Genomic DNA, 12,222 nt, shown 5'->3' on the forward strand with positions numbered 1-12,222 from the left:
ATTGATTCAACCCCTATTTAAACTTTTCTATAAAATGAACAGCTTCTTTGATGTCTTTTTCAGGATTTAATCTCACTTCTCGTTCAATAGTTAAATAGCCATTGTAGCCGATTTCCTGCAAAGCTAAAAAATAAAGCTCGAAATGGACATCTCCTTGTCCTAATGGAAGTTCTCTAAAAAACTCTCCATTTTCCACCATTTCTTCTATTTTATCATGAGATGTTCCAGAATCGTATCCTAAGTACCCATACACATCTTTGGGGTTTGTTGGCTGCAGTTGAATACCATCTTTTACATGTGTATGTACGATATAATTCTTTAAAAGTTTAACGCCAGCTACAGGGTCATCATTCGTTACCATCACCATATTGGCAGGATCAAAATTAACCGATACACCATTTGTCGATAGTTTATCTAAAAAACCCTTTAATGTTTTACTCGTTTCTGGACCCGTTTCAATCGCAAAGTACGCATCTAATGACGTAGCATATTGGCCTAATTCTTCACAGGCTTCCAGCATTGTTTGATAAATTGGATCATTTTCATCTTCAGGAATAATACCAATATGGGTTGTAACAATGGATGTTCCCAAATCCTTGGCTAATTGCATAATTTCTTTCGATTTTTTTATTTTCCAAACATTTTCTGTTTTATCTTGAAAGCCATGTCCTCCTAAATCTCCACACAATGCGGAGATTTCTAGACCTAACTCTGAAATGTACTGCTTCAATTCTGCTCTTTGTGCAGCATTTAAATTATCTGGGTCCAACTCACCTGAAACTGCATACATTTGTACTCCTTGGGCACCAACTTCTTTCGCCTTTAATAAACCTTCACGAATAGGCAAACGAAAGCTATCTACTATCACACCGATTTTATTGTCCAATTTCACCATTTAATAAACAACTTCCTTTCCTTCAGTTGCAGATATATAAATGCCCTCTAAAATTTTCATAATTTCTACCCCATCCTCCACCGGTGCAACTGAATCATATTGATGAAGGCAGCAGTCAACAAATGAATTGATTTCATTTTGAAAGGCTTTCGCAAAATCAAATGTTAAATCGTTAATTTGAGGATGAATATTTAAAATCGTATTATGCTCTTCACTAACAATTTTTAACTCAGGCTCTAGCTCTGCTCCACCGTTCGTGCCGTATAACTTAATACTGATTTCATCTTTAATAGCATGTAGTGTATAGGAAACGTCTACCATTAACGACGCGCCATTCTCAAATGTAATAAGGGCATTTGCTAAGTCTTCTACTGTATTTTTAGTAGCATCATAGTCTGCTGCCTTATAAAAGGATAAATTTTCAACATGATTTCTATTTCCTAATTGATTGTACGTATGACCTGTTATACGTTTCACCTTTGGTCTACCCATTAAATACCAGCAAATATCAATCACATGTACGCCTAAATCAATTAAAGGGCCGCCACCAGACTTATCTATTTCTGCAAACCAGCCGCCTGGATTACCTAATCTTCTTAGACATGAAGCTTTCGCATAATAAATATCCCCTAGTTTGTTATCGTCGATGAAGCTTTTCAGCACTTTAGTATTTGTTGCAAACCGCCTAACATAGCCCACTTGAAATACTTTCTGATGCTTTTGGGCAATCTTTTGAATGTTTAAAGCCTCCGCATAGGTCATGGATAAAGGCTTTTCAATCAGCACATGTAAGTCATTTTCTAATGCAAGAATTGCCAATTCGGCATGCGTATTATTCCATGTACAAATACTTACTGCATCTATATTTTTGTCTGCGAATAACGCTTCCTTAGAAGAAAAAACATGAGTTGCGCCAAATTGAGCTGCTTTTGCCTTGCCTCGTTCAATAGAGGCATCATATACGCCATATAACTCAACCGCAGGATTTTTCATATAGGAGCCTAAATGATAATCGGAAATAGAACCTGTACCGATTACACAAACTTTTAATTTATTCATATTCTTCCCCCTTTAGAGCTTGCATTCGTCCCATAAGCGACGTACATTATCCATCCCTATTTTTGAACCAACTTGACAATCTTCCATGCCTTCAAATTCCACTGTAATATAGCCATCATATCCACTGCCTTTTACGAGCTTAATAATTTCTCGAATATTTATATCGCCATGTCCGACAATAGCTCCTCTGATGTAATTGTTATGAACTGTACGGTACCATTCGCCCTCTCCTGGATTTTCATAGTAAGGTCGAATATAAAAATCTTTGAAATGCACTGTAGCAGCATATGGAATGTTTTTCATCACACCAATTAAAGGTTGTTCATCAATACATAAAAAATTTCCGATATCTAAAGTTGTTTTAAAGTTATCTCTATTTACCGCATGAATTAATTGTTGTACACGATCACTTGTTTGCACATTAAAGCCGTGATTTTCAATCGTTGTCGTAATATCAAATTGTTTTGCGTAATCTGCAATCAACTGACAACCTCTAACCATTTCTTCAAAATGCTCATTGTAATAATGAATAGTTGTTAGCTCCTTTGGTAAAGTAAAAAGTGTAACGTCATGGCGCATAATGTTAATGCCCATATGATGTACTACATCAACATGTTTCTTTAAGCGCTCAACTTCTTCTAGAAAAGCTTCCTCCGTATCCTGAATAAAGTTTGCTGGTAATGAGTAGGCTGATAACGCTAGTCCTAGCTCCGCTGCTTTTTCTTTAATTTGTGTTGCAAGTTCATAGTTATCTACAACAGTAAATTCATAAGGCACTAATTCTACATGCTGTCCTCCGTTGTCTGCCACCCATTGCAAAACATCCAGAACATTCATTTCCCCCTGCCTCATTTTTTTGACCATACTGTATGTGCTTAACCCTATTTTCATTTATGAACACCCTCTCTATTAGTTGACAAAGTGACATGCAACACTTTGCTCTTCGTTAATTTTTTTCATTTCTGGAATAGCTTGCTTACATATATCTGATGCAAGGGGACACCTTGTGTGGAAGGTACAACCACTTGGCGGGTTTTTAGGATTCGGAATATCACCAGTTAAAACGATTTTCTTTTTTCGTAATGTTGGGTCTGCTATCGGCACAGAGGCAATGAGTGCTTGTGTATAAGGATGCTTAGGTTCATTAAATATAGTTTCTTTTCGCCCAATTTCTACAATGGACCCTAAATACATAACACCTATATAATGGCTAATATGTTCTACAACACTTAAATCGTGAGAAATAAAAAGAAAAGATATTTTATATTCTTGCTGCAATTGCTTTAATAGATTTAAAATTTGCGATTGTATAGATACATCCAACGCCGACACAGGTTCATCAGCAATAATTAATTTTGGTTTTGTTATTAATGCGCGTGCAATACCTAAACGCTGTCTTTGTCCACCACTAAACTCATGTGCATAGCGGTCGGCATGTTCAGCATTTAATCCAACGACTTCAAGCATTTCAAGAACTAGTTTTTCACGCTCAGCTTTTGAAAGTTTTGAATGAATTTCTAAAGGCTCTCCAACAAGCTCCTTTACCTTCATTCTTGGATTCAATGAGGCATATGGATCTTGAAAAATCATTTGAACAGTTTGCCTTAAATGCTTTAATTCGGATTGCTTTGCAGTAGCTACTTCTTTTCCGCCTACAACAATACTTCCATTTGTTGGTTCTATTAATCTAGTGATTAACCTGCCTGTAGTAGATTTTCCACAACCACTTTCCCCAACTAGACTAAATGTCGTACCTTCTTCTATTTCAAAGGAAACATCTATGACCGCGTTAACAAATTGCTTTTTTTGAAATAATCCACCTGCTGTTTGAAAGCTTTTTTTTAGATTCTCCACTTTTAAAATCGTGTTAGGCATTTACTTTCACATCCTTTTTCGCGTATAGCCAGCAGCTACATTGCCGTGTAGCTGAAATTTCCACTGTCGGTGGACTCTCCTGATGGCATATGGACATTGCTTCATTACATCGTGGAGCAAATTTACAACCATTTGGCATATTTTGCGGGGATGGCACTTGCCCATTGATGGAATCTAATATTTCTTTGTTATCACCAATTTTCGGTACAGATGCAATTAAACCTTTTGTATAAGGATGCTTTGGGCTAGCAAATAACTCAAAGACATCTGCTTCCTCTACAACCTGCCCTGCATACATTACAACTACCTTATCGCACATTTCAGCAACAACACCTAAATCATGTGTGATTAATAAAATAGCTGTCTCATTTTCTTCCTTTAGCTTTTTCATTAGCTCTAAAATTTGGGCTTGTATCGTGACATCAAGCGCAGTAGTTGGTTCGTCAGCAATGAGTAATTTAGGATGACAGGCCATAGCCATAGCAATCATTACTCGCTGGCGCATTCCTCCTGATAGCTGATGTGGATATTCATAAATGATTTCCTCGGCTCTTCCTATACCTACACTTTTTAACATTTGGATTGCATGATGCTTGCTTTCGTTCTTTGGCAGCTTCAAATGCATCTCAATTGCTTCCATTAACTGCTTGCCAATTTTTAAGACAGGATTTAAAGATGTCATAGGCTCTTGAAAAATCATCGCCATTTGCTTGCCACGAATCTTCCGAATTTCTGATTCGGACATTTTCGTCAAGTCATGTCCATTAAAATGTATAGAGCCATTAACAATTTTGCCTGTAGTACCATGGAATAATTGCATAATGGATAACGATGTTAAGCTTTTCCCACTACCCGATTCTCCCACTAAGCCTAATATTTCTCCTTTACGGATGGAAAAATTGACACCCCTTAAAATCTTGATTTCCTTTTTATCACGTGTAAAGGACGTTTCTAAGTCAGTTACTTGCAATACATGTTCTGACATAGGCATTCTCCTTAATTATTTTTTATTTTTGGATCTAATACATCTCGTAATCCATCACCTATTAAGTTAAATGCTAGTACGGTTAAAAATATAGCAATGCCTGGCATGATGACGACGTGTGAAGATGTTCCTAAATAGTCACGCCCGCTACTTAGCATTACCCCCCACTCAGGCATTTCAGGGCTGGCACCTAAGCCTAAAAAACTTAAACCAGAAGCTGCTAAAATGGCTGTTCCTATTCGCATTGTGACAAAAATGATTAATTCATTCATCGTTTCAGGGAAAATATGTTTCCACAGCACTCTAACATGCGAAGCTCCCATTGATTGAGCTGCCTCTACGTATACATTCTCTTTCGCATTCAATGTAGCGCCTCTTACTAAACGGGCAAAAGAGGGTACACTAAAAATCATCACAGCAATAATGACATTATTAATACCGGGACCTAATAAGGCTACAATGGCAATGGCTAACAATAAATCAGGGAATGAAAATAATACATCACAACTACGCATAATCAATTTGTCAATCCATCCACCAAAGTAACCGCTAATTAAACCTAAAATTGTCCCTAGTATTAAACCTAAAAATACGGCACTAAAACTCACCATCAAGGATATTTTTGCCCCCACTATTAGACGACTAAAAATATCTCGACCATACTCGTCCGTTCCTGCCAAATGACTTGAACTTGGTCCCTCTAATAAAGCATCATAATTTGGTTCGAAAGGATCGTACGGCGCGATATAAGGACCAATCATAGCGACTACAATTAACAATCCTATAAAGATACTTGCTACTAATGCAGCCTTTTGTTTTTTAAAAGACTTCCAAAATTCTTTAAGAGGAGAGTATTTTCTTTGTGTATTTTGCACTTCGCTATTTTGCACAGCAGTTGGTGAAGTCATGTTATTCCCTCCCTTAAGAATCTAATTGAATTTTTGGATTTAACACTGTATAAAGCACATCTACGGCTAAATTCACTAAAATAAATTCTAATGCAAATAACAGCAGTGCTGATTGAATAACGGGATAATCTCGAAATGCGATAGAATCGATTAAAAGTCGTCCCATTCCTGGAAAACTAAACACGGTCTCGACTACCACCGATCCTCCTAATAGAAATCCAAATTGCAAGCCTGCCACTGTTACCACCGAAATCAAGGAATTTCTTAAAGCATGTGTCACAATAACGGAGCGCTCTTTCAATCCCTTTGCTCTCCCTGTTCTTATATAATCTGCTTGTAACGTTTCAAGCATAGAAGATCGAGTAAATCTAGCAATCATTGACATAATGCCAGCCCCTAAAGTCAAGGAAGGTAAAATATAACTAGAAAAGCCATCTAATCCACCTGTCGGAAATAACCCTAGTTGCACTGAAAATAATTGAATCAATAATAAGCCCAGCCAAAAACCTGGAATCGAAATGCCCGATACAGCCGTTACCATTCCAAAATAATCAGGCCATTTGTTTTTATTGATGGCAGAAAAAACACCAATCGCCAAACCCATCAATGTAGCCCAAAACATGGAAAGGAAAGTAAGTTGCAGAGAAGGCATAAACCTTGTTTTAAACATATCAATGACAGGTAGTCCTGTTGTTAAAGATGTTCCAAGCTCACCCGTCACAAGATTTTTCATATAATCTACATATTGTTTAAGAATGGGTTTATCTAGACCCATCTCATGTCTTACATTTTCAACATCTTCTAGCGTGGCATCCTTACCAGCTACTAATCGCGCAGGGTCACCTGGTATGAAATGAATAAATAAAAATGTTAATACAGAAATGACAATTAAAATCGGTATCATTTCAACAGTTCTTCTTGCTACATATTTCCACACGGCACCTTCCTCCTTTCTATTTTTTAGAAAAGGAATTGACTAGCATCAATTCCTTTTACTGTGCATTACTCCACTTTGGCGTTCTTCACATCAAGTCCACCTGTAGGGTTTACTAACACACCACTGACATTTGAACGAACACCATATACAACCTCATCCACCCCTAAGAAAATCCAAGGTGTATCTTGATATACGATTTCCTGCAATTTTTCATATAGTTCAGCTTGGCGATCTACATCTGAAATGGAGTTAGCTTCATCCATTAATTGATCTGCCTCCGTGTTATTATAGTAAGCTGTATTTGCACCATTTGGTGGGAATGATACGCTATGGAAAAGTGGCTTTGTCGCATTCGTTATATCCGAAGCATATGCTGACCAACTCACATACCACATTTGTAATTTCGCGTCATCTGGTGTTTGTGCACCATAGATTTCATCTGATAAAGTGCCTTCTTCCATTGATTTAATTTCTACTTTTACACCGATTTGACCTAACTGTTGTTGAATAAACTGCATACCTTTCATCGTATCTGAGTTTGTGTTCCCCCAGATTTCAATATCGAAGCCATCAGGATAGCCAGCCTCAGCCAATAATTCTTTTGCCTTTTCAATATTGTGTTCATACATTTTTTGTTGCTTATAATAAACCGTTTTAGAAGGAATAATGGAGTCTAATGGTAAACCTAGCCCCGCATTAACCACTTTAATATAAGCATCTTTGTCCACCGCATAGTTAAAGGCTTGTCGAACTTTAATATCATTCAATGGTTTTTTATAGGTGTTTAATGAAACGTAGTGTGCAATTGTAGAAGGAACTTTATTAACTTCTACATCTTTACTTTTAGAAAGTTCATCAATATTTTGAGATGGCACTGGATAGATAACCTGTGCATCACCCGCTTTTAGCATCGCCACTCGTGATCCGTTTTCCGGTACTGGTTTATAGGTGATTTTAGAAACACGTTCTCCGCCACCCCAATAGCCATCAAAATTTTCAATTGTTAAATGGTCCCCTTGTACCCATTCAACAAATTTATAAGGACCTGTGCCGACAGGTTTTTTAGGTATATCTGCTAAATTATCTTTAATCATTTTTGGACTAATCATTTTGGCAACCCCGAAGCGAGTAATCATTGGTCCATATGGTTCTTTTAAAGTAACTTTAATTTCATAGTCACCTAGAATTTCAACATTACTGATTAAGCTAAAACCACGAGAATACAAGCGTAAGCTTTCATCATTCATGATTCGTTCAATGTTGGCCTTTACAGCCTCAGCATTAAACGGTTCCCCGTCATGGAAAGTAACCCCTTCTTTAAGTTTGAACGTATATACAAGAGCGTCTTCACTTATTGAATAATCATCTGCTAAAACCTTAATAATTTGTCCATCTGCATCGAAGCCTAACAATCCTTCTAGCATCGTCTCCTGTACAGAATTCGAATTAGTATCCCCTGTGTTATGCGGATCCATTGAAATAAAATTTTCATTTACAGCGATGACAAGTTCATTTTTTGAACTAGCTGCGCCTGATTCTGTAGTAGACTTATCCCCAGTATTTGATGCGTTAGAATTGTCTTTCTCTGCGCATGCTGCTAAAAGAAACGTACATAGTATGACAAAAACCAACTTTTTTACATAATTCATCTCATCTTCCCCCTTTGTAAAAATATATAAAAATATTTCTTATAACTTAAAATAAGAAATATAATTACTAAAAACATTTATTTTCTCCACTGCTGAAAATAAATAGACAAAAAATAAAACTATATTTTCTTACGATTAGACAATTCAATTCAGGAAAGACGTGCTTCCTCAACTATCACAATTGCTTTTAATCAGAAAATATAGTTCAAATAACAAGATGTATTTATTCCACTGCTGAAAATAAGTGATTAAAAAAATATTCCCTTCCAGGACATCGTTTTAATTATCAGAAAATTAATTATTTTTTACAACTATAAACTATGAAATCTAATATTTCCAGTGTTTTTTTAATAAAATTCAGAATTTTTAATTTATTATTATTAGGCTATAATAATTAACCCAAAGTTCATTTATGCTACAAAATGCCACAATAAAAGTTCTAAAAGCCTTTATTACACGGCTTTTAGAACTTTCATGAATAGTCTATAGCGTATTTATACTATCGACAACCACATTTAATATGCGGTCTAGATCTTCTTGTACAATATTAAGTGGAGGTGATAACGTTAAGACGTTATTAAACCCTGCTACGGTAGCTCCATTTTTTCCAATGATGACACCTTGCCCTTTACATGCTGCAATGACAGCATTGACTTTTTCCAATGGTAAAGGTTCTTTGGTAACTTTATCTACAACTAATTCAATCCCAATCAATAAGCCTTTACCTCGCACATCTCCTACATTTGGATGCGTGTTTAAAGCATTTTGAAGCGTTTGTAGTGTTTTAGCTCCCACTTCCTTAGATCGCTCAAATAACGCTTCTCGCTCAAGAATTTCAATATTTTTCAAAGCGACAGCACAGGCTACAGGAGAGCCACCAAATGTGTTGACATGGCGGAAATAACCGTATGCATCTGTTCCTGTAAATGCCTCATAAATTTCTCGTTTCACTGCAGTTGCTGACAGAGGTAAATAAGCACTTGTAATACCTTTAGCCATCGTTATAATATCAGGCTTCACATCATAGTTCATAAAACCAAACGGCTTCCCTGTACGTCCAAACCCGCATATTACTTCATCGACAATCATTAAAGCCCCATGTTTTTTACAGACTGCCTCAATGCCCTTCATATAATTTTCTGGAGGCATGATAACACCACCACCTGTAATAATAGGTTCTAATATCATTGCGGCAATAGTATCGCCGAGTTCCCAAGTCATCATTTTATCGACGGCTTTTACACTCGCTAAGTCAGTTGGTGCTATCGAGTCATTTTCTGGTTCACGATATTGATCTGGTGGCGCTACATGAATAAAGCCTGGTGATAGCGGTTCATATTTATATTTTCGTTCTGCTTGCCCAGTCGCAGCTAAAGCCCCAAACGAGTTTCCATGATATGCCCGATAACGTGAGACAATTTTATAGCGCGTACTTTCCCCTTTTTGTTGATGGTATTGACGCGCTATTTTAAATGCCGTTTCATTTGCTTCAGAGCCGCTATTCGAAAAGAAAACGACATAATCACCGCCAAGCATTTGGTTAATCTTTTCTGCTAATTCAACAGCGGGTAAATGGCCTTGTGACAGAGGCGCATAAGCATTTTTCATCATTTGCTCATGTGCAACATCCGCTAATTCTTTACGCCCGTAGCCTACATTTACACACCATAACCCTGCCATTGCGTCAATGTATTCATTACCTTCTGTATCAACGATTCTTGCACCATCCGATTTTTCTACAACATATGTGGCTTGCGGATTATAGGGCTTCATTGAATGCCAGACATACTGTTCATCTTTTTTTAATACATCGCTCTTAAGATTTGTTTGAACCATTTACATGCACCCCTTTAATTATATTAAGTTCTATTATTGAAGCAGCTTGAACTGTTCCACCTAATGTAATTTGGTATCGCTATTACTTGGAAAGGCAAACGAACCTGTTTGATGTTTCATCTTCCAACGTTCAAAAATGGATGTTATTTAGTCAGTCGGTTACTTTGACTTTTTGCGCTGCATTCCACTTCCTGTAAACATCAAAACTCCATTTCCAAGCATGGTTATTATTTGTGTCACCCCATTTGATTGAATTGTTTCTTACAAAAATTTTACATCTTCTAAAAAAGGAATGTAATAGACACTCTGTATAATTCTATGATTTTGTTTTAAACATAATGTAAAATAGAATAAATAGTTTTTAAAAAGTATATGACGTAAATTACTAGCTAAATTATCACTTTTCACTTATGAGTCCATAATTCCCATATACAATACGAACTTTGATTGGAGGGCTACGATGAGTCAATATAAGCTTCAGGTAAAGGATGTATTAGAGAATGCACACTTTAAAAGCGCCGAGGTCGTTGCAGGCAAGGATGGGTTATTACGCATTGTAAAGTGGGCACATGTTATTGAAATTGTACAAGTTGATAATTTCCTAGCAGGGGACGAATTGGTTTTAACGACGGGGATTAGTTTACAGCATATTGAGGACTTTACCTTTTTCGTAGAGTCTCTAATTGAAAAAAACTGTGCAGCACTTTGCATAGAATACGGCACCTATTTACAAACAATACCAGAATCTATTCTTTCACTAGCTAACCGCCATGACTTCCCAATCATCGTTTTTCATGAGACAGTGCCTTTTGTTCGGATTACACAAGATTTACATAACCAGATCATGAATCAACAATATTTTATGATTTCTTCATTAGAAACTTACTCCCAGACTTTAAACAAAAACGCTCTTTTAGGACAAACAGTGGATGACATTTTGCAATCCCTTTATGAAGCGTTGCGTACACAAATCATTTTTTCTATTAAAGGTCGGGATGCTATCTTTTTCCCAAATATGTCCCTAGCGAAAAGACAGCATTTATTAAAGATGCCAAAATCAGCATCACAACTTAAACATGAGCCCATTTTTATTGTCGATCAGCATTATGCGGATTTATCCCTTTATCGAGCAGATGGCTTATTCTCAGAATTTGAATTACTTATTTTAGACCGTACAGCGACGGCACTAGCACAGCTTTTAATGCGTGAATTTTATATAGAAGAGAAAAGAGATATTGAGGATGCAACGATTTTAGCAGATTGGATTGATCACAAGCTGACGAAAGAGGAAATCTATAAATTTATCGTGTCCCATCATTCTAACTTTACTTATTATAGTAGCGCGGTGTTTATTTTATCTTCACCTTATACAATCATGAAGGTACAAGAGGATATTGTGTATAGCAAGCTTTATTATCGAAATCTATTTGAACAAAATGGCTTTATCCCCTTTTTATTCGAAAGGAAGAGCTATGTTATATTCATCCTACTCCACACAAAAGATTGTAAAGCAAGTCGCGAATTATTAAATACGCTATTTTCTACGCTCCAAAAAACGGATTTTTATAAAAAGCAATTGTCGCAAGGGTATCAGCTAGCGATCGGTAAGGTTGTTTCGGATGTCGTGGAAATTCCAAAGAGCTATCAAACAGCTTTGGAAACATTATATATTTGTCGCAAAGTTCAAACGACATCGTTTTTTTATGATGACTTGCACTTGTATCACCTTATTTACAAATTACAAATGCAAGTGGATTTGCAAGAAGTCATTCAAGATTATTTACAGCCTGTTATTGAATATGATAAAAAATACAACAGTAAACTGCTAGAAACACTCAGAGTTTATTTACAAACGAATGGCTCAAAACAACAAACTGCCAATCAATTGTTTATTGTACGGCAAACACTTTATCATCGTCTAAAGAAGCTTGAAAGTTTGCTAGGTGAAAATTTTATGAAGGGTCACAATCGTATTACACTTGAGTTTATGTTACTTGCCAGTTCACTAATTGAAGATAAAACGCAAAATTGAGTAAGCATCCTAAAATTGTTTGAGTGCCTGGCACTTAACGTAAAAA

The 12,222-nt window shown here is 36.4% G+C and carries 10 protein-coding genes; 1 reads left to right on the forward strand and 9 read right to left on the reverse strand.

Annotation, left to right across the window (positions count from 1 at the left end):
• Positions 1-13: 13 nt before the first annotated feature.
• The 9 genes from ACIP9G_RS11195 to ACIP9G_RS11235 form a co-directional block, all read right to left on the reverse strand.
• Entirely contained in the window at positions 14-895 is an 882-nt protein-coding gene (locus tag ACIP9G_RS11195) for a sugar phosphate isomerase/epimerase family protein (protein ID WP_401019296.1), read from the reverse strand.
• Positions 896-1,954: a Gfo/Idh/MocA family protein gene (locus tag ACIP9G_RS11200; RefSeq protein WP_401019299.1), complete on the reverse strand. Its 1,059-nt coding sequence runs from the start codon at positions 1,952-1,954 to the stop codon at positions 896-898. It lies immediately after the preceding gene.
• Between the two features lie 12 nt (positions 1,955-1,966).
• Entirely contained in the window at positions 1,967-2,845 is an 879-nt protein-coding gene (locus ACIP9G_RS11205; protein ID WP_340821065.1) for a sugar phosphate isomerase/epimerase family protein, read from the reverse strand.
• Between the two features lie 18 nt (positions 2,846-2,863).
• A complete protein-coding gene (locus tag ACIP9G_RS11210; protein WP_401019303.1) occupies positions 2,864-3,829 on the reverse strand; it encodes an ABC transporter ATP-binding protein in 966 nt (321 codons plus the stop codon).
• A complete protein-coding gene (locus ACIP9G_RS11215; RefSeq protein ID WP_340821067.1) occupies positions 3,822-4,814 on the reverse strand; it encodes an ABC transporter ATP-binding protein in 993 nt (330 codons plus the stop codon). The genes ACIP9G_RS11210 and ACIP9G_RS11215 overlap by 8 nt, the downstream gene beginning before the upstream one ends.
• A gap of 11 nt (positions 4,815-4,825) precedes the next feature.
• Positions 4,826-5,722, reverse strand: a complete 897-nt coding sequence (locus ACIP9G_RS11220; protein WP_401019305.1) for an ABC transporter permease — start codon at positions 5,720-5,722, stop codon at positions 4,826-4,828.
• A 13-nt stretch (positions 5,723-5,735) separates the two neighbouring features.
• Positions 5,736-6,659: a nickel ABC transporter permease gene (gene nikB / locus ACIP9G_RS11225; protein ID WP_340821069.1), complete on the reverse strand. Its 924-nt coding sequence runs from the start codon at positions 6,657-6,659 to the stop codon at positions 5,736-5,738.
• 65 nt (positions 6,660-6,724) lie between these two features.
• Complete coding sequence (locus ACIP9G_RS11230) at positions 6,725-8,308, reverse strand: glutathione ABC transporter substrate-binding protein (RefSeq protein WP_340821070.1); 1,584 nt, start codon at positions 8,306-8,308, stop codon at positions 6,725-6,727.
• Between the two features lie 483 nt (positions 8,309-8,791).
• Positions 8,792-10,144: an aspartate aminotransferase family protein gene (locus tag ACIP9G_RS11235; protein ID WP_401019309.1), complete on the reverse strand. Its 1,353-nt coding sequence runs from the start codon at positions 10,142-10,144 to the stop codon at positions 8,792-8,794.
• A 460-nt stretch (positions 10,145-10,604) separates the two neighbouring features.
• Here ACIP9G_RS11235 and ACIP9G_RS11240 point away from each other — a divergent pair, with 460 nt between their 5' ends.
• Positions 10,605-12,176 (forward strand): PucR family transcriptional regulator, encoded by a 1,572-nt coding sequence (locus ACIP9G_RS11240; protein WP_401019311.1) that lies wholly within the window; start codon positions 10,605-10,607, stop codon positions 12,174-12,176.
• Positions 12,177-12,222 lie beyond the last annotated feature (46 nt).

Origin of the sequence: Lysinibacillus sp. NPDC093197 (assembly GCF_044754025.1) — a bacterium.
In the GTDB taxonomy this organism is placed as follows: Bacteria; Bacillota; Bacilli; order Bacillales_A; family Planococcaceae; genus Lysinibacillus.